General features: G+C 69.8%; 21 protein-coding genes, 1 tRNA gene and 1 pseudogene. 9 read left to right on the top strand and 14 right to left on the bottom strand.

Features of this window, described 5'->3' with window-relative positions:
• Positions 1-396 (bottom strand): hypothetical protein (locus C667_RS01615; protein WP_004355765.1); only part of this gene is annotated, 396 nt, incomplete at its 3' end.
• Between the two features lie 361 nt (positions 397-757).
• Between C667_RS01615 and C667_RS01620 the strand changes: the two genes are divergently transcribed.
• On the top strand, positions 758-1,342 hold the full coding sequence (locus C667_RS01620) for a class I SAM-dependent methyltransferase (protein WP_051174607.1): 585 nt from the start codon (positions 758-760) through the stop codon (positions 1,340-1,342).
• A gap of 110 nt (positions 1,343-1,452) precedes the next feature.
• On the opposite strand, the gene mnmH is transcribed toward C667_RS01620, so the two are convergent.
• Positions 1,453-2,505: a tRNA 2-selenouridine(34) synthase MnmH gene (mnmH, locus tag C667_RS01625; protein ID WP_004355769.1), complete on the bottom strand. Its 1,053-nt coding sequence runs from the start codon at positions 2,503-2,505 to the stop codon at positions 1,453-1,455.
• A gap of 58 nt (positions 2,506-2,563) precedes the next feature.
• On the opposite strand from mnmH, the gene selD reads away from it, so the two are divergent.
• Complete coding sequence (gene selD, locus C667_RS01630; RefSeq protein WP_004355771.1) at positions 2,564-3,604, top strand: selenide, water dikinase SelD; 1,041 nt, start codon at positions 2,564-2,566, stop codon at positions 3,602-3,604.
• Between the two features lie 233 nt (positions 3,605-3,837).
• Here selD and C667_RS01635 read toward each other — a convergent pair whose 3' ends face one another.
• Positions 3,838-4,473, bottom strand: a complete 636-nt coding sequence (locus C667_RS01635; protein ID WP_051174609.1) for an arylesterase — start codon at positions 4,471-4,473, stop codon at positions 3,838-3,840.
• Between C667_RS01635 and C667_RS01640 the strand changes: the two genes are divergently transcribed.
• A complete protein-coding gene (locus C667_RS01640; protein WP_051174611.1) occupies positions 4,457-5,182 on the top strand; it encodes an ABC transporter ATP-binding protein in 726 nt (241 codons plus the stop codon). The two genes, C667_RS01635 and C667_RS01640, sit on opposite strands and share 17 nt — an antisense overlap.
• Positions 5,183-5,631: 449 nt before the next feature.
• On the opposite strand, the gene serB is transcribed toward C667_RS01640, so the two are convergent.
• The 9 genes and pseudogenes from serB to prxU form a co-directional block, all read right to left on the bottom strand.
• Entirely contained in the window at positions 5,632-6,474 is an 843-nt protein-coding gene (gene serB / locus C667_RS01645) for a phosphoserine phosphatase SerB (RefSeq protein ID WP_004355774.1), read from the bottom strand.
• A complete protein-coding gene (locus C667_RS01650) occupies positions 6,471-7,547 on the bottom strand; it encodes a 3-deoxy-7-phosphoheptulonate synthase (RefSeq protein WP_004355775.1) in 1,077 nt (358 codons plus the stop codon). Before C667_RS01650 ends, serB begins: the two co-directional genes overlap by 4 nt.
• A 116-nt stretch (positions 7,548-7,663) precedes the next feature.
• On the bottom strand, positions 7,664-8,089 hold the full coding sequence (locus C667_RS01655) for a DUF2141 domain-containing protein (RefSeq protein ID WP_004355776.1): 426 nt from the start codon (positions 8,087-8,089) through the stop codon (positions 7,664-7,666).
• Positions 8,090-8,127: 38 nt separating this feature from the next.
• On the bottom strand, positions 8,128-8,544 hold the full coding sequence (locus C667_RS01660) for a DsrE family protein (RefSeq protein WP_004355779.1): 417 nt from the start codon (positions 8,542-8,544) through the stop codon (positions 8,128-8,130).
• A 41-nt stretch (positions 8,545-8,585) separates the two neighbouring features.
• The gene (locus C667_RS01665; protein ID WP_004355781.1) at positions 8,586-8,885 is read right to left on the bottom strand and encodes a DUF3817 domain-containing protein; all 300 of its coding nucleotides are present in this window, start codon (positions 8,883-8,885) and stop codon (positions 8,586-8,588) included.
• A 365-nt stretch (positions 8,886-9,250) separates the two neighbouring features.
• A tRNA-Sec gene (locus C667_RS25450) sits at positions 9,251-9,347 on the bottom strand.
• The gene (selB, locus tag C667_RS01670) at positions 9,347-11,347 is read right to left on the bottom strand and encodes a selenocysteine-specific translation elongation factor (RefSeq protein WP_004355787.1); all 2,001 of its coding nucleotides are present in this window, start codon (positions 11,345-11,347) and stop codon (positions 9,347-9,349) included. The genes C667_RS25450 and selB overlap by 1 nt, the downstream gene beginning before the upstream one ends.
• A gap of 19 nt (positions 11,348-11,366) precedes the next feature.
• Positions 11,367-12,782 (bottom strand): annotated as a pseudogene (selA, locus tag C667_RS01675) (L-seryl-tRNA(Sec) selenium transferase).
• A gap of 133 nt (positions 12,783-12,915) precedes the next feature.
• Positions 12,916-13,632 (bottom strand): thioredoxin-dependent peroxiredoxin, encoded by a 717-nt coding sequence (gene prxU, locus C667_RS26125; RefSeq protein ID WP_083881240.1) that lies wholly within the window; start codon positions 13,630-13,632, stop codon positions 12,916-12,918.
• Positions 13,633-14,028: 396 nt separating this feature from the next.
• Here prxU and C667_RS01690 point away from each other — a divergent pair, with 396 nt between their 5' ends.
• From C667_RS01690 to C667_RS25455, 6 genes are all read left to right on the top strand, one after another.
• Complete coding sequence (locus tag C667_RS01690) at positions 14,029-14,976, top strand: radical SAM protein (protein WP_004355795.1); 948 nt, start codon at positions 14,029-14,031, stop codon at positions 14,974-14,976.
• A gap of 316 nt (positions 14,977-15,292) precedes the next feature.
• Complete coding sequence (locus tag C667_RS01695; RefSeq protein WP_004355796.1) at positions 15,293-15,796, top strand: hypothetical protein; 504 nt, start codon at positions 15,293-15,295, stop codon at positions 15,794-15,796.
• Between the two features lie 69 nt (positions 15,797-15,865).
• The gene (locus C667_RS01700) at positions 15,866-17,125 is read left to right on the top strand and encodes an efflux RND transporter periplasmic adaptor subunit (protein WP_245538403.1); all 1,260 of its coding nucleotides are present in this window, start codon (positions 15,866-15,868) and stop codon (positions 17,123-17,125) included.
• Complete coding sequence (locus tag C667_RS01705) at positions 17,122-18,342, top strand: ABC transporter permease (RefSeq protein ID WP_004355803.1); 1,221 nt, start codon at positions 17,122-17,124, stop codon at positions 18,340-18,342. Before C667_RS01700 ends, C667_RS01705 begins: the two co-directional genes overlap by 4 nt.
• Complete coding sequence (locus tag C667_RS01710) at positions 18,335-19,078, top strand: ABC transporter ATP-binding protein (protein WP_004355805.1); 744 nt, start codon at positions 18,335-18,337, stop codon at positions 19,076-19,078. Before C667_RS01705 ends, C667_RS01710 begins: the two co-directional genes overlap by 8 nt.
• Before the next feature lie 42 nt (positions 19,079-19,120).
• Complete coding sequence (locus C667_RS25455; protein WP_157302102.1) at positions 19,121-19,285, top strand: hypothetical protein; 165 nt, start codon at positions 19,121-19,123, stop codon at positions 19,283-19,285.
• Positions 19,286-19,713: 428 nt separating this feature from the next.
• Here C667_RS25455 and C667_RS25460 read toward each other — a convergent pair whose 3' ends face one another.
• Together C667_RS25460 and C667_RS01720 are read right to left on the bottom strand one after the other, a co-directional pair.
• Positions 19,714-19,854 (bottom strand): hypothetical protein, encoded by a 141-nt coding sequence (locus tag C667_RS25460; protein WP_004355807.1) that lies wholly within the window; start codon positions 19,852-19,854, stop codon positions 19,714-19,716.
• Positions 19,855-19,872: 18 nt separating this feature from the next.
• Positions 19,873-20,517: a class I SAM-dependent methyltransferase gene (locus tag C667_RS01720; RefSeq protein WP_004355810.1), complete on the bottom strand. Its 645-nt coding sequence runs from the start codon at positions 20,515-20,517 to the stop codon at positions 19,873-19,875.
• Between the last annotated feature and the right edge of the window lie 195 nt (positions 20,518-20,712).

Genomic DNA, 20,712 nt, shown 5'->3' on the forward strand with positions numbered 1-20,712 from the left:
GGGCGCATCGGCGGCGAGGAGCCCGGGCAGGGCGCCCGGGAGGCCGGTCATGGCTTGGGTCGCGTCCGGGAGGTCGGCCGCAGGGGCCGCGACGCGCGCGTCGGCAGCGGGCGCCAAGGAGGAGGTGCGCTCGGGGGAGGTGGTGTTTGCGGTGCCGGCTGTCCCGCCGTCGGGATGCTTGCGGGCCTCGCGGCGCCCGAGGAAATGACTCAGTCCGGCTCCGATCAGCAGGCCGCCGATCAGCGCCGCGCCGATCGCCAGCCCGGCGCCCGCCGGAGGCTCTGCCGGCTCCGTGCCGAGCGCGCCAAGCGCAGCGGGCGCGATCAGCGCAAAGCTCGCCCCGAGCAAGGGCCCGAGGCGCTGACGGAGCAGGTTGGACGGGACGATGGGGCTCACCTCGTCAGTGGCGGCGATCGCGCAGGCCGCACGGTTTCCGTGGCTGTTGGACCCGTCCTGTATAGCACAGAACCCACCGCGGGTAGGTGGCGACACGCCGCATCGGCGGGTGCTCGCGTGAAGGCGCCGTGGGAGCGCGCTTGCCCTCGAATACTGCGGGGAAATCCGCTCCCGCGGACGCCGCGTATCGGGTCCTGCTCCCCGCTAGAATGACGCTCTGGCCGCCTGCCGCTTCGACCGCGCCCGGGCGTCGCCCCTTTCCCTCGCAGCGCCTGCGTCGATCGGCGGCGAGATCCGGCCGGTGTTGAGGTCCGGCCCGTGTCCAGATCCGGCCGGCGAAATTCCAACCCAAGGAGTACGAATGTCTTCCAGGCTCTCCCCGGATTCCCCGCTTCGCGCCGCCGCGCATCCAAGCGGCGGTGTGCCCTCGGACTGGGTGCGGCGCTTTGCCGCCTTGCTGCCGGTGGGCGCGAACGTGCTCGATCTCGCCGCGGGCGGCGGGCGGCATGCGCGCTGGCTCGCGGAGCGCGGCTGTCGGGTGACGGCGGTGGATCGGGACGCGGCGGCGCTCGCGACGATGAAGGGTGTGGCCGGGATCGAGACGCGCGTGCTCGATCTCGAGGGCCTGGACTGGCCGCTCGGCGGCGAGCAGTTCGACGCGGTGGTGGTCGCCAACTACCTGTACCGGCCGCGCTTCGCCGCGCTCTTCGAGCTGGTGCGCCCGGGCGGGCTGCTGATCTACGAGACCTTCATGCTCGGCAACGAGCGCTTCGGCAAGCCCTCGAACCCCGACTTCCTGCTCCGGCCGCGCGAGCTTGTGGACTGTCTTCCCGAAGGCTGGAACGTGCTCGCCTTCGAGCAGGGCGAGGTCGAGCGCCCGGCCGTGATCCAGCGCCTGTGCGCGAGGCGCGGCGCAGCACCGGGGCGCCTGCCGAGCCTGGCCTAACCCCGCGCCGTGGCCTCGTTACCGTGGCATTCGCGCCTTGATGCGCTCCTCCACGGGCACGCGCGGTTCATGTCGGACGGGGGCAGCGTTACGAGGTTCAGCGCACGCCCTTACCCCGCAGCCCCTGCCAGGATCCGCGTCGCGAGCTCGCGCACCCCGGCCTCGCTGAGGTCGGCGCTGTCCACCCGCAGCGCGTCGGCATAGTTCACGTAGTTGTGGTTCTGCGAACGGTGGTAGAGCGGGTCGTAGTGCTGGTCGATCAGTTCGGCGAAGAGCTCGGGCAGGGCGTGGACGGCGGCGAGCGACTTCCAGCGCTCGAGCGTCTCGCGGCTCTGGTGTTCGCGCAGGCGGTGGAGCTTGTCCTGCAGCGCGCCCACGTCGTCGCCGAGGTAGGCATAGTCGCGCACGAGGAAAGCCAGCCGCGCCTCGCGCGTGGCGTCGATCAGCACGCAGGGCGCTTGCCGCATCGCCAGGATCAGCGGCTCGGGCACGAAGACCAGGCCGATCTTGCGGCTCTCGGCCTCGACATACACCGGGCGCGCCGGGTCTAGCCGGCGCAGGCGGTCCCACAGCAGGGTCTCGAAGCGCTTCTGCGCGGGCTGCGGGCGGTCGGGCAGGGCGCCCAGCACCGAGCCCTTGTGCGCGGCGAGGTCCTCCAGGTCGAGCACCTGCGCGCCCTGCGCCGCGAGCGCCTCGAGCACGCGCGTCTTGGCGCTGCCGGTGGGGCCGCACACGATGCGCAGCGCCAGCGTGGGCACGATGCGCGCGATCTCGGCGATGACGTGGTGGCGAAACGCCTTGTAGCCGCCTTCGAGCTGGCGGGCATCCCAGCCCACCATGCGCAGCCAGGTGGCGAACGAACCGCTGCGCTGGCCGCCGCGCCAGCAGTAGATCAGCGGGCGCCAGTTCTTCGGCTTGTCCTGCAGCACCGCGAGCATGTGGCGCGAAATGTTGGCGGCGACCAGTGCGCCACCCAGGCGGCGGGCGTCGAAGGCGGATTGCTGCTTGTACATGGTGCCGACGACGATGCGCTCGTCGTTGTCGAGCACCGGCAGGTTGATCGCGCCGGGGATGTGGTCTTCGGCGAACTCGGCGGGCGTGCGCGCGTCGATGATCTCGTCAAAGCCGGACAGCTGTGCTACGGTCGCGACGCCTTTTTGCATAGTGTTGACACGACGCGCGGCGCCTCTTGCGCCGCGTGTCGCTTTCTCCCTCGGAAACATGAACGAAATCAGACTGACCGAATTCTCCCACGGCGGCGGCTGCGGCTGCAAAATCGCGCCCGCCGTGCTCTCCGAACTGCTCGCCACCATGCCCGCCGGCCTGCTGCCGCCCGAGCTGCTGGTGGGCACCGACACCGCCGACGACGCCGCGGTGTACAGGCTCAACGATCGCCAGGCCATCGTCGCCACCACCGACTTCTTCACCCCGATCGTCGACAACGCGCGCGACTTCGGCCGCATCGCCGCCACCAACGCGCTGTCGGACGTCTATGCCATGGGCGCCACGCCGATCATGGCGCTCGCGATCGTCGGCATGCCGCTCGACAAGCTGCCGCCCGAGGTGATCGGCGAGATCCTCAAGGGCGGCGCCGAGGTCTGCCGCGACGCGGGCATCCCGATCGCGGGCGGGCATTCGATCGACGTGCTCGAGCCGATCTACGGTCTGGTCGGGCTTGGCGTGGTCGACCCCGCACGGGTGCGCACCAATGCGGGAGCCAAGGCGGGTGACGTGCTCATCCTCACCAAGCCGCTGGGCATCGGCATCCTGTCGGCGGGGCTCAAGAAGGGGCGGCTGTCGGCAGACGGCTACGCGCAGATGATCCGATGGACCACCACGCTCAACCGCGTCGGCGCCAGGCTCGCCGACATCGACGGCGTGCACGCGGTGACCGACGTCACGGGCTTCGGCCTCGCCGGCCACCTGCTCGAGATGTGTCGCGGCGCGTCGTTGACCGGCGCGGTGCATTTCGACGCGCTGCCGGTCATCGAGGAGGCGCGCGTGCTGGTGCAGGACGGCGTCGCCACCGGCGCATCGACGCGCAACTGGGCGAGCTATGGCGCCGACGTCGATCTGCCGGCGGATGCGCCGGAGTGGCAGCGCAAGCTCGTCACCGACCCGCAGACCTCGGGCGGGCTGTTGATCGCCTGCGCGCCGGAGGCCGTCGAGGCCGTGCAGGCCGCGGTGCGTGCCGAACAGGGCGAGGCCGGGACGATCGTCGGCGAGATGAGCTCGGGCCCCGCCCGCGTCGTCTTCGGCTGATGTACTTGTAGGAGCGGCGGCAGCCGCGAACGGGCGGTCCCGCATTCGACGCGCGTGCCGACCATCGCCGCCGAATTCGCGCCTGCCGGCGCTCCTACAGAAACCGCCGCCCGTCCAGGCCCCCTGTAGGAGCGGCGGCAGCCGCGAACGGGCGGTCCCGTAATCGACGCGCGTGCCGACCATCGCCGCCGAATTCGCGCCTGCCGGCGCTCCTACAGGAAGCGGCGCGCGCTTCATCTGCGCGCCGACTTCTTTCCTTCGCTGGCCAGCAGCGGGTGCAGGCCGGCCCACACAGTGTCGACGATGCGAGGCTGCGCCTCGGCGGCGGGGTGGATGCCGTCGGTGAGGAAAAGCTCGGGCCGGTCGGCGAAGCCGTCCATCAGGAAGGGCACGAGCGGCACCTTCTTCGCCTCGGCCACGTCGGCGAAGACCTCCGCGAAGCGTCGCGTGTAGGCCGGGCCGTAGTTCGGTGGCATGCGCATGCCCACCAGCAGCACGCGCGCGCCCGCCTCGCGCGCGGCATCGATCATCGCGCCCAGGTTGTCCGCGAGCAGTTGCGGCTTGAGGCCGCGCAGGCCGTCGTTGGCGCCGAGCTCCAGGATCACCAGCGTGGGCGAGTGTTCGGCGAGCGCGGCGGGCAGGCGGGTGCGGCCACCCGACGAGGTCTCGCCGGATACACTCGCGTTGACGACGACATGGCGGAACCCTTCGGCCTGCAGACGCGTCTGCAACAGGGCGGGCCAGTCCTGGCCCTGATCCAGGCCGTAGCCGGCCGACAGGCTGTCGCCCCAGACGAGGATCGTGTCGGCGCGGGCGAGCGCGGACAAGAAGAACATGAAGACGAAGGGAATGATGAAACGCAAGGGCATCGAGTTCTCCAATCCGGTCATCGAGGTCGATGACCTGTGCAAGCAGGTCACCCTGGCCGACGGCCAGGGCGACCTGCAGATTCTGCAGGACATCCGCTTTGCCGTGGGCGCGGGCGAGTCGGTGGCGATCGTCGGCGCGTCCGGCTCCGGCAAATCGACCCTTCTGGGATTGCTCGCCGGGCTGGACGTTCCCGCGAGCGGCACGGTGCGGGTGCAGGGGCGCGACCTCTTCGCGCTCGATGAGGACGCACGCGCGGCGCTGCGCGGCGAGTCGATCGGCTTCGTGTTCCAGTCCTTCCAGCTGCTGCCGGCGCTGACCGCGCTGGAGAACGTGATGCTGCCGCTGGAGCTCGCCGGCGTGGACGACGCGCGTGTGATCGCCACGCAGTGGCTGCAGCGCGTGGGCCTGGGCAGTCGGCTTACGCATTATCCCAAGCACCTGTCGGGCGGCGAGCAGCAGCGCGTCGCGCTCGCGCGCGCCTTCGCGCCCGACCCGCGGGTGCTGCTCGCCGACGAGCCCACCGGCAACCTCGACGCCGAGACGGGGCGGGCGATCATCGAGCTCATGTTCGCCCTCAACCGCGAGCAGGGCACCACGCTGATCCTGGTCACCCACGACGAGTCGCTCGCCCGCCGCTGCAGCCGCGTGCTGAGGATGGATGCGGGGCGCTTGCGCGAGGCGGAGAGCGCGGGAATCGCCACGCCGTAGGAGCGGCGGCAGCCACGAAAATGTAGGAGCGGCGGCAGCCGCGAAGAGGGCGGCGGAGTATTCGACGCGAACGACGGAGCCGGACGTCCCTATTCGCGCCTTCCGGCGCTCCTACATGGGGCGGCGCGGGGAGCGGAGGATGAAGGCGGGGCGCTTGCGCGAGGCGGAGAGCGCGGGAATCGCCACGCCGTAGGAGCGGCGGCAGCCGCGAAAATGTAGGAGCGGCGGTAGCCGCGAAGAGGGCGGCGCAGCATTCGACGCGAACGACGGAGCCGGGCGTCCCTGTTCGCGCCTTCCGGCGCTCCTGCAGGAGGACAGCGCGGGGAACACGGGGTGCGGCGTTCGTCGTGGCCGACGATGCCGCTGGCCATAGCCGCGTCTCCCGGGGCTCCGACCATCTTCGCGGCGCAGGAGCGCCGGAAGCTGCGGATGGGAAGGTGGAGCGCCGCCTAAGCCCCGCCCGGGCCGAACAGGTCGAGGATGCCGTCCAGCCCGGTGTGGTCGAGGCAGCAGTGGGCGACGTCGCGCAGCACCGGCTTGGCGTGGAAGGCGACCCCGAACCCGGCGGCGCGCAGCATGGGGATGTCGTTGGCGCCGTCACCGGCGGCGATCACCTGCTCGGGCTTGAGGCCCAACTCGTCGCGCGCGCGCTCGAGGTGCGCGGCCTTGGCCTCGCCGTCCACGATGTCGCCGATCACCTTGCCGGTGAGCTTGCCGTCGTACACCTCGAGCTGGTTCGCCCAGGCATAGTCGAAGCCGAGCCGCGACTTGAGCCGGTCGGTGAAATACGTGAATCCCCCCGACACCAGCATCGTGCGGATGCCCGCGCGCTGCAGGCCCTGCAGCAGGCGTTCGGCCCCCGGGTTGAGCTGCAGGCGGTGATCGAAGACCTCGGCGAGCGCGCTCTCGGGCAAGCCCGCGAGCAATGCCACGCGCCGCGTCAGCGACTCGCGGAAGTCGATCTCGCCCTGCATCGCCGCCTCGGTGATCGCCGCGACCTCGGCCTTGAGGCCCTGCATGTCGGCGATCTCGTCGATGCACTCGATGTTGATCAGCGTCGAGTCCATGTCGGTCACGAAGAGCCCGAAGTCGCTCAGCTGGCGACCTTCGGGCAGCCACACGTGATCGAGTCCGCCGGCCGTGCACGCCGCCACCAGGCCTTCGGCAGGCTTCGCGCCGACGAGGCGGAAGGAGCGCGTGGTGATCTGCTCGATCGCGCTCGCCTCGGCGACCTTGGCGACGTTCTTGAGCGCGACGCTGTCGACGTCCTCGGCCAGCACGACCAGGTTCATGCGCGCCGCTCCTGCTTGGGCAGCACCTCGCGCAGCACGGCGGCCGACTTGCGGATCATGTCCTCGGTCGTCGCCCAGTCGACGCAGGCGTCGGTGACCGAGCAGCCGTACTTGAGCTGCGACAGGTCGGCCGGGATCGGCTGGTTGCCGGCCTCGAGGTTGCTCTCGATCATCAGGCCGACGATCGACTGGTTGCCCTCGCGGATCTGGTGCATGACGTCCTTCATCACCAGGGGTTGGTACTCGGGCTTCTTCCAAGAGTTGGCGTGCGAGCAGTCGACCACGATGTTCTTCGCCAGCCTCGCCTTCGCGAGCGCCTGCTCGGCCAGCGACACCGACACCGTGTCGTAGTTGGGACGACCGCCGCCGCCGCGCAGCACCACGTGGCCGTAGCGGTTGCCGCGCGTGCGCGTGACCGCCGACTGGCCCTGGCTGTTGATGCCGAGGAAGCTGTGCGGGCTGCCTGCCGAGAGGATCGCGTTGATCGCCACCTCGAGATCGCCGTCGGTGGCGTTCTTGAAGCCGACCGGCGTCGACAGGCCCGAGGCCATCTCGCGGTGGGTCTGGGATTCGGAGGTGCGTGCGCCGATCGCGGTCCAGGCGATCAGGTCGCCGTAATACTGCGGCGCGATCGGGTCGAGCGCCTCGGTGGCCGTGGGCAGGCCGAGCTCGCACACGTCGAGGAGGAACTTGCGCGCGCGCTCCATGCCGACGTCGATGCGGAAGGAGTCGTCCATGAAGGGGTCGTTGATGAAGCCCTTCCAGCCGGTCGAGGTGCGCGGCTTCTCGAAATACACCCGCATCACCAGCAGCAGCACGTCGGAGACCTCGTCGGCGAGCGCCTTCAGCCGCCGCGCATAGTCCAGCCCGGCCACCGGGTCATGGATCGAGCACGGCCCGACCACCACGAACACGCGCGCATCCTTGCGGTCGAGGATGTCCATGACCGCCTTGCGCCCGGCCACCACCGCGGCCGCGGCGCGATCGGTCAGCGGCACACGCGCCTTCACCTCGTCCGGCGAGGGCATGTGGTCGAAGGCGAGGACGTTGAGGTTTTCGGTCTGGGTGGGCATTGCGGGCGACTCCGGTTGCTGCCTTGAAAGCCTGCAATTGTAACGCCCGTGTCGGGGTGTGTCCGCGGAGATTTGCGCCGCGGCCGGGTGAAGGCCCAGGGCCGCGGCGTGCAGGCTCAGTATCGGATGGCGATGCTGATGGAGGCCGGATCGGCCCCGACCTCGAAGGCGCTGTCCTCGAAGGCCGGGGGGCCGGAGACGGTTGGGTCCTTGGACAAGCCGTAGCCTTCGGTCGGAAACATGCCGAAGCGGCGGTCGAGCTCGCCGTCGCCGTCCTCGTCATGATAGGCCATGATCGCGTAGCGGCCGGCCGCCAAGGCAGGAAAGCTCACGGTGACGGTGCCGGTCGCAGCCGGCACCTGCTGGATGGCGAGCGCGTGCGCCTCCTTGCGGAAGGTCTTCGGGTCGTCATACAGCCCCACGCGCATGCTCCCGCGATCGTGCCCGATCCCCGTGAGGGTGACTTGAAGCGTGCTCTCCTGGGCGAGCGCCGACGTGGCGGTCGCGGCAGAGAGGAGGAAGGCGAGCAGATGCGAAGTCATGGCGTGGGGCGCTTGCGGCGGCGTTCGGAGAAGGCTGGTCAGAAGCCGATGAGCTTGCGATTGGGCTCCAGCATCGAGCCCGCCATGTCCGCCGGCTTGGCGGGCTTGATGCCGTCCTTCAGGTCCTCGGGCTTCTTGCCGCTGTTGGGCAGGTAGAGCGCGCACACCGAAGCGGTGGCGCCCTTCTTCATCGCGCCATCGAGCAGCTGCGCCGGCGTCACGTTGTTCGGCTTGAGCGCTTCGCCGCCCGCGCCCTTGAGCGCGAGGTCGCCGGCGTGGTCGCACAGCAGGATGTCGACCTGCGCGCCCTGTTCCTGCATCTGGTTGGCCAGCACCATGGCCATGCCCTGGGTCATCGGGCTCTGGGCGTTGAGGACGACGGTGACGGCCTGCTTGTCGGCGAAGGCCGTGGTGGAGCCAAGGGCGATGGCGAGGGCGACGAGGGTTTTTTTCATGGCAATGCTCCTGAGGACAGAGAAGGGAGGACGAACGGGAATCAGGCCTGCAATTCCGGGTAGGCCTGGCGCAGCTTGTAGTCGGCGAGGAAGGCGCCCAGCGGCAGGAAGGCTCCGACGATCAGCATCATTGCCAGCCCGGGCCGCAGCAGCCCGCGTCCGAGCGCAGCCAGCGTGGTGACTGCCAGCGACAGGAAGAGCGTTCCGTGCAGCGGGCCCAGTACCTTGACGCCGAGCGGCTGGTCGAGCAGGTACTTGAACGGCACCGCGACGAAGACGAGGGCGAGCAGCGCGAGGCCGTCGGAGAAGGCGAGCCAGTAGAGGATCTTGCGGTGGGTCATCGGGCTTGGTTCCGGTTGCCTTGCGAGGGGTGGCCGCCCGCCTGCGGAAGGTGGTTGAAATTGGGCGCTGGCATTGCGCACGGGCAAGTGCGGTGCGCTCGGCGGCATTTATATTCTTCAGAATATAAACAAATACTAATATCTGAGCCAGCAATTTTCCCGCTACGAGCAGGAAGAGCCCGCCAGCCCTCGCCGGCGGGGGCGCGCTGCGAACGGATACAAGCAAACAGCGCGCCAAGTAAATCAGGCTACGCAGCAGGCGGGCAAGTGCGGCTCGATGTCGCAGCGGATGGCCACATCACTGCTGCCAATGGCTGTCACGTACTGCCACCTCTCGCGGGTCGTTGCGACCCGCGCCTTGGCGCTGGCGGAAGAGAATGGGAGTCGAACCCACCTGGGACCGGCTGACGGCCCCACCTGGTTTTGAAGACCAGTCGCCCCACCGGGGAACGCCTCTCTTCCTATGGAGGCGCGATTGTAACTCGCCCCTCCTGGTTTTCGCCCGAAACGGGCGCTTCGCCTCGAAGGGTGTGGGCCAGCCCATGGCCTGCGCCGATGCGACGCGTAAAGCCGACGCGGTCGAAGAACTCGAGGATCTGGATGGAGCGCTTGCGTCCGCCGCCGATGAGGTCGCGGAAATCCGCCGCCCGCACACGGCCCTCGTTGCGCTCGGCCAGCTCCGCGACGATGCCGACCAGGCGGGCCACCGTGGCGCGCGGATAGAAGAGGTCGCGCACGACCTGGAACACCTCGCCGCACATCGCGACGCGGCGCAGCAGGCTGCGCACCTCGGCCTCGGGGATCTCGCAGGCTTCGGCCAGGTCGCGAACCCAGGGCGGGTCGTAGGCGCCCTCGGCGAGCCGCGCGAGCAGCGCATCGGCGCGCCGACGGTCTGCGCGGTCCAGCTCCACCGTGTGCGAGGGCAAGTGCCAGGCCGAACCGGCGCGGGCGATGCGGCCCTCCGCCAGCAGCGCCTCGAGGCGGGCGAGGAAGGCCGGCGCGGGCAGCCGGGGGGCGCACATGCGGCGCAGGCGCTCGCGCTCGACGCCGGGTTCGTCGGCAAAGGCCTCGTGGTGCGCGGCCAGCCGTGCCAGCACGGCCTCACCGAGCGCAGCCCATGCGGCCGCCGAGAACACGCGTCCGCCGGTCTTGCCTTGCAGGTGGTGCGCCTGCGGCAGCAAGACCTGCCAGCGGCCCTCGGGCAGGTTGTGCGCGGCGGCGAGCTCGTCGAGCTCGAGCCCGAGCGGCGCGCTCGCAACCAGGCCCGCAAGGCGCTCGGCCGGGTCGGGTCGTTCGAGGACGGCGAGCAGCGCGAGGCGGTCCGGGCGCCGACGGTGGCGCGAGGGCGGGAAAGGGTCGAGGACGCGGCCGCCGCCCAGGGTCTCGCGGCCGGCGGCGTCGCGGATGACGATGCGGTCACCGCAGCAGGCGAACACCGGGCGGTCGAGCACCGCCTGCACCAGCGCCGAAGCGCCCGGGGCGAGCCCGCCGGCCTCCAGTGCGTCGTCCAGCAGCACCAGGCGTGCCATCGCATGCCCGCCGGCGTGGTGCAGGGTGACGCTGGCCCACTGGCCGAGCTTGCGTGGCGCATCCGCCAGCAGCTCCAGGCGCAGATCGAGGCGGTCGGTCGGGCGCGCGAGGGCGGGGTGGAGCAGCCAGTCGCCGCGCTCGATCTCGCCGAAGTCGATGCCACCGAGGTTGACCGCGCAGCGGCTGCCCGCGCCGGCGGTGTCTGCCTTGCGGTTGTTTGCGCGCAGGCCGCGCACGCGCACCTCGCGGCGAAAACCCTCGGGGCGCGCCAGCAGCAGGGTGTCGCCCACCCCGACCACGCCCGAGCGCACCGTGCCCGTGACGATCGTGCCGGCGCCGGCGAGCGCGAAGCGGCGGTCGGCGACGAGCCGGAAGCCGGCGTCGGGTGGGCAGGCGTCTTCGTCCCGCGCGATCGCCAGCAGGTGGGCGCGCAGCGCATCGATGCCGTCGCCGGTGATCGCCGAGATCGGAAAGACCGGGCTGCCGGCGAGGGCGGTCGATGCCAGCAGTTCCGCGATGTCTGCCTGCACCTCGGCAATACGAGCCGGCTCGACGCGGTCGCACTTGGTCAGCGCCACCGCGCCGCGTGCGATGCCGAGCAGGTGAAGGATGGCGAGGTGCTCGCGGGTCTGTGGCATCACGCCGTCGTCGGCGGCAACCACGAGCAGGGCGTAGTCGATGCCCGCGGCGCCCATCAGCATGGTCGGCACGAAGCGCTCATGACCAGGCACGTCGATGAAGCCGAGGGTGCGCGCGGCGGCGGCCGGGTCGCCACGGGTCACATCGCCGTCGATCGCCGCAAACGCATAGCCGAGCTCGATGGTGATGCCGCGCGCCTTCTCCTCGGGCAGGTGGGTCGTGTCCACGCCGGTGAGCGCGCGGATCAGCGTGGTCTTGCCATGGTCGATGTGGCCGGCGGTGCCGATCAGCATGCTGGTGTGCTCTCCTGGTTCATCGGGCGGCGGTGCGCGCCGCGGGAGCGAGCTGCACGAGCTGGGTCGCGAGGCGGGCCTCGTCCTCGCTGCGCAGGCAGCGCAGGTCGAGCCACAGCGCGTTGTCGGCGATGCGGCCGATCACCGGCACCGGCCGATCGCGCAGCGCCTTCTCGAGCCGGTTGAGCACGCCGCCCTTCTTTTGCGGACGGCACACCAGCCCGGCGGAGGGCAGGCGATCGACCGGCAGGCTGCCCGAACCGATCTGCGAGCGCATCGGCTCGACGCCGACCGTCAGCGGCCAGTCGGCGAGTGCCCGCGCCAGCGCCGGCTGCAGGCGCTCGGCCTGGGCGAGGATCTCGGCCTGGGGGCGGACGAGCAGGCGCAGGGTCTCGAGGCGCTCGGGCAGGCGATCGGGATCGCGATACAGGCGCAGCACGGCCTCCAGGCCGGCGAGCGTGATCTTGCCGACGCGCAGCGCGCGCTTGAGCGGGTTCTTCTTGATCGTCGCGATCAGCTAGCGGCGGCCGGCGAGGATGCCGGCCTGGGGGCCGCCGAGCAGCTTGTCGCCGGAGAAGGTGACGAGGTCGGCGCCGGCGGCGATCGCCTCGCGCGGGGTGGGCTCGTGCGGCAGGCCCCAGGCCTCCAGCCCGGTGAGCGTGCCCGAGCCGAGGTCCTCGACGAAGGGCAGGCCGCGGGCGTGGGCGATGGCGGCGATCTCGGCCTGCGGCACGACCTTGGTGAAGCCCTCGACCGCGTAGTTGCTGGTGTGCACCTTCATCAGCATCGCGGTGCGCGGGCCGATCGCGTCCTCGTAGTCGCGGGCGTGGGTGCGGTTGGTGCAGCCCACCTCGACGAGCTTCGCGCCGGCGCGCTTCATGATGTCGGGCACGCGGAAGGCGCCACCGATCTCGACCAGCTCCCCACGCGAGACGACGACCTCCTTGCGCTGTGCCAGCGTGTTGAGCAGCAGGAAGACCGCTGCCGCGTTGTTGTTCACCACGGTCGCGGCCTCGGCGCCGGTCAGCTCGGCGACCAGCGCGGAGACGAGGTCGTCGCGGTCGCCGCGTCCGCCCGATTCGAGGTCGTATTCGAGCGCGCAGGGGTGGCGCGCGGCCTCGACCATCGCGGCGATCGCCTCCTCGGGCAGCGTGGCGCGGCCGAGGTTGGTGTGCAGCACGGTGCCGGTGAGGTTGAACACCGGACGCAGATTCGGCCGGCAGACGGTGTCGATGCGAGCTTCGACCGCGGCCAGCAGCGCGGTGAGCTCGGGCAGCGGGGCGCCCTTGCGCACGGCCTCACGGGTGGCCGCGAGCGCGGTGCGGACGGCGTCGGTGACGACGCGACGCCCATGCAGGGCGGTGTGCGAGACCAGCGCCGGCTCGGCGAGCAGGCGATCGACTGCGGGGAGGGAGGCCAGGTTCGTGCTTGTCATGAAATCGTGCTGCGTCGGATCGGGTGAAAGCCGTGAAGCTTGAATACGCTGGAAACCGAATGAGCCAGGAAGGCGGGGCCCGAAAGCAGAACCCCGCCACGCGGGCGGGGTTCTAGGCCTTTGCCGCGACGGATCACTCCATCGACGGGTTCCACACCTTCCACACCTTGCCGACCAGATCCGGCCCCGGCTTGAGCGTCGGTTTCCCGGGCTCCCAACCGGCTGGTGTCGCTTCCTTGCCGCCCGTCGCGCGGACGTGCTGGAAGGCCTGCACCTGCCTGACCGTCTCGGCGAGCTTGCGTCCGACCGGCGGGGTCATCACCTCCATGGCCTGCACCACACCATCGGGGTCGATGATGAAGCGGCCACGCATTTCGATACCCTGCTGATCGTCATAGACGCCGTAGGCGCGCCCGATGTTGCCTGCCTGATCGGACAGCATGTGGAAACGAACACCGCCGTCGACCATCTTCGACAGCTCCTCGTCGTTCCAGATCTTGTGGACGAAGTGGCTGTCCACGCTGACCGAGAAAACCTCTACCCCCAATGCCTGGAGAGCATCATATTGCGCTGCGACCGCAGACACTTCTGTTGCTCAGACAAAGGTGAAATCACCGGGGTAGAAGCACAGCATCACCCACTTGCCGGCATAGTCGGACAGCTTCACGTTGGTGAAACCGCCGCGGTAGTACGCCGGTGCCGCGAAATCCGGCGCCTTCTGTCCCACGCGTGCGACCATTCTGGGTACCTCCTTGTGAGCGGCGGGCTCCGGTGGAGCCTGCTGCGATTCAACGGGCGCTTCGGGCACTGCTCCCGAGACGCGCGAGCATGATGCTTCCTGCTCTTCCATGTTGCCCTCCGTGTCGTGCGGAAACCCGGCACTGCTTCCCGCGCTCTCGCGTGGTGGTGCGGTGACAGGACTTCCGCGGTTGGAACGGTGCTCTATCAGTCACCGCTTATACCGTATGCCCGCGCAGCGCCGGGGTCAATCGAAAAATATGTGTGCAAATGGACGGACTGCCTGCGCTGGCGTACGAATTCGTCATGCGTCGATGCTGCCAGTGCCCGTCTCCTGTCTGGCGCCGCGAGCCAGGAGACGGGGCTGCAAGGCGAAGCCGGTTTCGTCTTCCACATCAGTACATCGTCCCGTCCGGGCACGCGGCTTGCATCGGTGATCTACGAAACTACAGTGAAAAGCCTAAGCAGGTTCCGTTCCATTCGAACCGCTACGATCAGGAGCCCGATCATGGACATCGCCTTCGGCCCCGTACCGTCGCGCCGGCTCGGCCGCAGTCTCGGCATCAACAACATCCCACCGAAGCACTGCAGTTATGCCTGCGTGTACTGTCAGGTCGGCCCGACGCCAGAGGAGGAGATCAGCCCGCGGCCCTCCTATCGGCCGGAGGAGATCCTGCGCCAGGTGCGCATGAGGCTCGAGGCCGTGCGCGCCCACGGGGATGCGGTCGATTACCTCACCTTCGTCCCCGATGGCGAGCCGACGCTGGACAGTCGCCTCGGCGAGTCGATCGACGCGCTGCGCGAACTCGGTCTGCCGATCGCGGTGATCAGCAATGCATCGCTCCTCTGGTACGCCGATGTCCGCTCGGCGCTGCGCCGGGCGGATTGGGTCAGCGTCAAGGTCGACAGCGTCGTCCCCGGCGTCTGGGAGCGGATCAATCGCCCCCACGGCGTGCTGCGCCTTGCCGACATTCTTGGCGGCATCCAGCGCTTCGCCTCGGAGTTTGCCGGGCGGCTGGTGAGCGAGACGATGCTGGTGGCCGGACTTAACGACGGCGACGAGGACATCGCCGCGCTGGGGCGCTTCATCGCGACAACACGCATCGGGCGTGCCTACCTCGCAATTCCACATCGCCCGCCGGCGGTCGCGGGGGTGCGCGGCCCGGACGAGGCGGTCGTCCTGCGTGCGTTTCGGACGCTGGCGGACAAGGGGCTCGAGGTGGAGTTGTTGACCGCCTACGAGGGCGACGTGTTCGCCTTCGGCGGCGACCTGCGCGTCGAGATCCTGGCGATCAGCGCGGTGCATCCGCTGCGCACCTCCGCGATCCAGGCCCTGCTGGATAAGGGCGGTGGCAGCATGGCGCTGGTGGATGCGCTGCTCGCCTCGGGCGAGCTGCGCAGGCTCGAGCACGAGGGAGAGGTTTTCTACCTGCGGCGGCTGCACCGCGAGGGATGAACGATCCCGGTGGGAACGAGGGCCCAGGAGCAAGGCCTTTGGCGGTGGGAGATCAGGGGATTCACACCCCGGGGCGTTACCGCAGCGGGCGGGCCGGAGGCCGCTGGCGCGAGGATGCGTCGTCGGTTTTACAGGGCAACGATCTGTACAGCTACCGAGGCGAGCGTTCGATCGCAACGCGACAGTCATGACATGCTGCTGCGCGCTTGCCTGCAACCAGCCAAGCGTCTTGACCTGAATCAAATCATCGGAAAGTGCTAATAAACTAAAATGCGAACTGTTCGCATTAACACTTTCTCTGCTTCGGGAGCACATCATGGATCATCAGGTCGTCGTCCTCTTTCACCTGTTGTGCGCAATTCTCTTCGTCGGCGCCGTCGCGATGGAGGTCCTGATCCTCGAACCGGTCCGCAAGCTGATCGGGGACGAGGTGTTCCAGCGCGTCGAGTTCTACCTCTTCCGCCGCATCCGTCGAACCTATCCGCTCGCCGTGATTCCGCTCTACATTACGGGCTTCTACATGTACTTCGGCTACGTGGAGAATTCTGGCGGCTTCGAGTCCTTCATCTCCACGAGCTTCGGCATGCTGCTCACCGCCAAGATGACGATGGCGCTCGGCCTGCTGACCATCTTCGCGACCTCGCCCTTCGTCTTCATGCAGCCGCGTAGCCGCAGCGCGGTTGGCCACCTCAAGCACTTCCTGATCGTCACCGGCGGTCCGGAGGATTTCCGCATCGATCGCTTCGAGCTGATGCACTACCTCGCGCTCGGATTCGGTCTGGGGATCGTCCTGCTCGCGAAGCTCATGTTCATGCTCTGACGCCGGCGCGCCCGGCAAGGCAGGGTACGCCTCCCCGGAACGCCCCTCGCTCATGGAAACCCGATCATCTTGAAAGCCCGCAGCGCCGAATCGAAAAGTCATCCTGAAGCACCCGGGGCGGCTTCGCCACGACGCCTGTCCGTATCGCGCCTGACCGTCGGCGCGCTCGTGGTGGTGGTCTCGGCGCTCGCCTTCGCCGCCTTGCGCAACGATACGGTCACGGTGAACCGCGTCGAGGAGGGGCCCCTGCGCCAGTCGGTGGTGGCGAGCGGGCGCGTGCGCACCCCCGAGCGCATCGCTCTCTCGCCCCAGCTCGCCGGGCGCGTGATGGCGGTGGAGGTGCGCGAGGGCGATGCCGTGGACACGGGCCAGCCACTGATCCGGCTCGACGATCGCGAATGGAAAGCCGCCGTCGACCAGGCGAGCGCCGCGGTGACGCAGGCCGAAGCGCGTCTTCGCCAGCTGCGCGAGCTCGGCCTGCCGGTCGCCGAGCAGGCGCTGCGCCAGGCCGAGGCCACCGCGCTGCAGGCACGCCAGCAGCATCGGCGCGTGCGCGAACTGGTGGCGCGCGGCTTCTACAGCCAGGCGCAGCTCGACGAGGCGCGACGCGCGCAGGAGGTGGCCGAGAGTCAGGTCGCCAGCGCCCGCCTGCAACGCGACAGCCAGCAGCCCGACGGCATCGAGGTGGCGCTGGCGCAGAGCGCGCTCGAACAGGCGCGCGCGGCGCAGATCGCTGCGCAGACCCGGCTCGGCTACGCGATCCTGCGTGCGCCGTCCGCGGGCGCGGTGCTCACGCGCGCGGTCGAAGCGGGCGACACGGTGCAGCCGGGCGTCGTGCTGCTGACGATCGCCCCCGCGGGCGACACCGAGCTGACGGTGCAGATCGACGAGAAGAACCTCGGCCTGCTGCGCCTCGGCCAGCCCGCCCTGGCCTCGGCGGACGCCTATCCGGGCGAGCGCTTCGGCGCGGAGCTCGCCTTCATTGCGCCTTCGGTCGATGCGCTGCGCGGCTCGGTCGAGGTGCGCCTGCGCGTCCCCGAGCCGCCGCCCTACCTGCGCCACGAGATGACCGTCTCGATCGACATCGAGGCTGCGCGCCGCGAGCAGACGCTGATGATTCCCGCGGCAGCGGTGCGCGAGACCGGCGGCGCGCAGCCCTGGGTGATGGTGGTGCGCGATGGCCGCACCGAGCGTCAGTCAGTGCGGCTCGGTATCCGCGGTGCGGGCAGGGTCGAGGTGCTCGAGGGGGTCGCCGTCGGGGAAGCGCTGGTGCCGGCGGCCGTGGATGTGGCGGCGGGGCAGGCGGTGCGGACGCGGGCTGCGCCATGAAGTCCTGGATGCCCTTCGAGTGGATCGCCGCGCTGCGCTTCCTGCAGGAAGGACGGATGCAGTCGCTGCTGATCATCGTCGGCGTCGGGGTCGGCGTGGCGGTGATCGTGTTCATGTCCGCGCTGCTGTCCGGCCTGCAGGCCAACCTGGTGCGCCGAACCCTGAGCTCTCAGGCGCACATCGTGCTGTTGCCGGCGGAGGAGGTGGCGCGCCCGCAAGTCGCAGGGGAGGGCGCATTGAACCGCGTGCAGAAGCAGGCGCAGCGGCTGCGTTCCATCGACCAGTGGCAGCAGTTGCGCGCGCGCCTGGAAGGGTGGCCCGAGATCGCCGCGGTGTCGCCGGTGGCCTCCGGCCCAGCCTTCGCGGTGCGCGGCGACGCCAGCAAGGCGGTGACGCTGCTCGGCATCGACCCCGGACGCTACAACCGCGTCGTGGATCTGGCGGGGCGGCTTGCCGCCGGCGAGCTGCGTGTCGGCGCGGGCGAGACGGTGATCGGCATCGAGTTGGCCAAGGACCTCGGCGCGGAGGTCGGCGACAAGCTGCGGCTCACCGGCGCCGAGGGCCAGGCCGAGACGCTGACCGTCACCGGGCTCTTCGACCTCGGCAACAAGGGTGTCAATGCGCGCAACGTCTACGTCGGCTTGCGCACCGGGCAGACCCTGCTCGACCTCGTCGGTGGCGTGTCGAACATCGACCTCGCGCTGCACGACCTCGACGAGGCCGAGGACGTCGCGCAGCGCATCGCCGCCGAATCCGGCCTGATCGCCGACAGCTGGATCCGCACCAACGCGCAGTTCGTCACCGCGCTCACCTCGCAGCGGGTGTCGAGCGACGTGATCCGCTTCTTCATCGCGCTATCGGTGTCCTTCGGCATCGCCAGCGTGCTGGTGGTGTCGGTGGTCCAGCGCAGCAAGGAGATCGGCATCCTGCGCGCGATGGGGGCGACGCAGGCGCAGATGCGGCGCATCTTCCTGCTGCAAGGCGGCATCGTGGGTTTCCTCGGGTCGCTGCTGGGCTCGGCGCTGGCCTGGTCCTTCCTGATGCTGTGGCGGATGCTCGCGCGCAACCCCGACGGCACGCCGCTGTTCGATATCGGCGTCGAGCCGGCGCTGGTCGCGATCGCCGCAGGCGGCGCCAGCGTGGTCGGCATCCTCGCCGCCCTGTTGCCGGCGCGGCGCGCGGCGGGGCTGGACCCGGTGGTGGCGATCCGTGGCTGATCCCGTCCTGCACCTCGAAGGGCTGCGCAAGCGCTACGGCAGCGCCGACACCGAATACGAGGTGCTGCACGGCATCGACCTGCGCCTCGAGCGTGGCGAGTTCGCTGCCCTCATCGGCCCCTCCGGCTCCGGCAAGAGCACGCTGCTCAACCTCATCGGCCTGCTCGACCGCCCGAGCGCCGGGCGGCTCGTCATCGACGGCGCCGAGACCGCGACGCTCGACGACACCGCGCTCACCCGCCTGCGCGGCGAGCGCATCGGCTTCGTGTTCCAGCACCACCACCTGATCCCGGCCTTCACCGCCGAGGAGAACGTGGCCATGCCGCTGCTGATCGCGCGCGGGCGGCCGGACGCGGCGATGTTCGAGCGCGCCGGCGAGCTGCTCGGGCGTGTCGGCCTCGCGGACCGGCGGCGCCAGCTTGCCAACCGCTTGTCCGGTGGCCAGCAGCAGCGCGTCGCCATCGCCCGTGCGCTGGCGATGTCGCCGGCGCTCGTGCTCGCCGACGAACCCACCGGCAACCTCGACACGCACTCGGCGGACGAGGTCTTCGCGCTGCTGCGCGAGGTCAATCGGCAACTGGGAACCAGCTTCCTGATCGTCACCCACGACCCGCGCCTTGCTCACCGCTGCGACCGGATCATCGAGCTCGTCGACGGTCGCATCGTCTCCGACCGGGCGAACGAAGTAGCCGCTGGCCGGTCCCCGGTTCAGGGCAGTGCAGAGGAAACCGAATGAACGACACGTCCGCGAACTCCGCTGCCGGCGCGCCGACCTGCAATGACTGACCTGCATCCCATCACCCGACTTTTCGGCGAAGCCGGCTGGACGATGCCGCCGACTCCGCAGGTGGCGCACCTCGTCGCCTATGGCCAGACACTCGCCAGCGTGCAGTCGCTGCCCGGCGTGCGCGTCCAGGCCGAGGCCTCCGCGGACGGCATTTAGCCGATCCACCTCTGCCTGGGGTTGTTCGAGCGCTTCGGGGTGCAGCACGTCGCGTTGACGCTCACCCTGCAGCCCGGTGCCCAAGCCATGGTGTGGGCGCATGGCCTGTTCGCCACACCATGCGTGCCGAGATCCGGCTGATGGAAGAGGCCGTGCTGCACCACCAGGAGACGCACTGGCATGGCGAGGCCGGGGGCATCGTCGTTCGTCCCCGCGCGCAGGTGCGTCTGGAACGCGGTGCGCGCTACCTGGCGGACTTCAGCCTGCTGCATGGTCGTGTCGGGCAGATCAACGTCGACTACGCGGTCACGGTCGGCGAGGGCGCGGTCACCGAACTCACGAGCCGTATCTATGGCTTTGCCAACGACGCCATCCGCGTGTGCGAGCGCGTCGTGCTCGATGGCGCCGGGGCTCGCGGCCTCGTCAAGTCACGCGTGGCGGTACGCGACGAAATAAGCGGTGTTGCGGCGCCCCCAGTCGGTGAAGCGACGGATGGTCCAGATCCCCAGCGAGGTCACCGCAGCCGCCGCGAGGCTGGTGAGCAGGGCGGTCCAGAAAGTGGTCTGCATGCGGGTTTTGCGCCGTGTTCAGCGTGCAGGCTTGTCGTTCATGGCCGCGACGACCACGAAGGCGCACTCGCCTCGACCAGGGCGCGCCGGCTCGATGTTCGCGGTCTCGGCGAGCGGACGGGCCAGCGTCTGCGCCCACGACCGCACGGAAAATCCGGCCTCCAGCAGCAAGCGCTCGACGTCGCGCGCGCAGTAGAAGGTGGCGTCACGGTAGAAGACGCTGGCCTCGCGGTGCGCCTCGTAGTCGCGGCCGAGCGGACTGTCGCGGTCGATGAAGCCGATCACCAGGGTGCCGGCCGGCCGCAGGACCCGCCGCGCCTCGGCCAGCATCGCCGCGGGCGAGTCGACGAAGCACAAGGTGGTGACGACGAGCGCGTGATCGAAGCTGTCGTCGGCGAAAGGCAGATGCTCGGCGGCGCCCTCGAAGACCTCGATCCCGCGCGCCCTTGCGCGCTCCAGCATCGTCCGCGACGGGGCGACCCCCACCTCCACCCCCAGCGGCGCGGCGAAGCGTCCGCCGCCGACGCCGATCTCCAGGCCGCGCCCGCTCAGCGGGACGAAGGCTCGCAAGGCCAGCAGCTCGGAGACATAGCTTGCCTGGTGGCGCTCGAACCACGCGTCGTAGCGTTCCGCGTGCGCCTCGAAAGGCTCGATCCTTGGCATCTTGCAGAACCTCGTCCGGAGTGGCGAAGATGTGGCCGGCGTTTGAAGGGGCCGGCGTTTGAAGGGGCCGGCGTTTGAAGGGGCCGGCGTTTGAAGGGGCCGGCGTTTGAAGGGGCCGGCGTTTTGCCGCCAGCACCGTATCGATCCCAGCGGGTGCAGTCTAGACGTCTTCGTCCTAGGATTGAATCCAGGGGC

This window comes from Thauera phenylacetica B4P (assembly GCF_000310225.1).
In the GTDB taxonomy this organism is placed as follows: Bacteria; Pseudomonadota; Gammaproteobacteria; order Burkholderiales; family Rhodocyclaceae; genus Thauera; species Thauera phenylacetica.

Excerpts from the sequence above, each read along its gene's own strand:
- C667_RS01655 (WP_004355776.1), bottom strand. The coding sequence starts at position 8,089 with ATGACTTCGCATCTGCTCGCCTTCCTCCTCTCTGCCGCGACCGCCACG.
- C667_RS01690 (WP_004355795.1), top strand. The coding sequence starts at position 14,029 with ATGGACATCGCCTTCGGCCCCGTACCGTCGCGCCGGCTCGGCCGCAGT.
- C667_RS01620 (WP_051174607.1), top strand. The coding sequence starts at position 758 with ATGTCTTCCAGGCTCTCCCCGGATTCCCCGCTTCGCGCCGCCGCGCAT.
- C667_RS01665 (WP_004355781.1), bottom strand. The coding sequence starts at position 8,885 with ATGACCCACCGCAAGATCCTCTACTGGCTCGCCTTCTCCGACGGCCTC.
- C667_RS25460 (WP_004355807.1), bottom strand. The coding sequence starts at position 19,854 with ATGCAGACCACTTTCTGGACCGCCCTGCTCACCAGCCTCGCGGCGGCT.
- C667_RS25455 (WP_157302102.1), top strand. The coding sequence starts at position 19,121 with ATGACTGACCTGCATCCCATCACCCGACTTTTCGGCGAAGCCGGCTGG.
- C667_RS01650 (WP_004355775.1), bottom strand. The coding sequence starts at position 7,547 with ATGCCCACCCAGACCGAAAACCTCAACGTCCTCGCCTTCGACCACATG.
- C667_RS01695 (WP_004355796.1), top strand. The coding sequence starts at position 15,293 with ATGGATCATCAGGTCGTCGTCCTCTTTCACCTGTTGTGCGCAATTCTC.
- C667_RS01705 (WP_004355803.1), top strand. The coding sequence starts at position 17,122 with ATGAAGTCCTGGATGCCCTTCGAGTGGATCGCCGCGCTGCGCTTCCTG.
- mnmH (WP_004355769.1), bottom strand. The coding sequence starts at position 2,505 with ATGCAAAAAGGCGTCGCGACCGTAGCACAGCTGTCCGGCTTTGACGAG.
- selD (WP_004355771.1), top strand. The coding sequence starts at position 2,564 with ATGAACGAAATCAGACTGACCGAATTCTCCCACGGCGGCGGCTGCGGC.
- C667_RS01635 (WP_051174609.1), bottom strand. The coding sequence starts at position 4,473 with ATGCCCTTGCGTTTCATCATTCCCTTCGTCTTCATGTTCTTCTTGTCC.
- C667_RS01660 (WP_004355779.1), bottom strand. The coding sequence starts at position 8,544 with ATGAAAAAAACCCTCGTCGCCCTCGCCATCGCCCTTGGCTCCACCACG.
- C667_RS01640 (WP_051174611.1), top strand. The coding sequence starts at position 4,457 with ATGAAACGCAAGGGCATCGAGTTCTCCAATCCGGTCATCGAGGTCGAT.
- selB (WP_004355787.1), bottom strand. The coding sequence starts at position 11,347 with ATGCTGATCGGCACCGCCGGCCACATCGACCATGGCAAGACCACGCTG.
- C667_RS01720 (WP_004355810.1), bottom strand. The coding sequence starts at position 20,517 with ATGCCAAGGATCGAGCCTTTCGAGGCGCACGCGGAACGCTACGACGCG.
- serB (WP_004355774.1), bottom strand. The coding sequence starts at position 6,474 with ATGAACCTGGTCGTGCTGGCCGAGGACGTCGACAGCGTCGCGCTCAAG.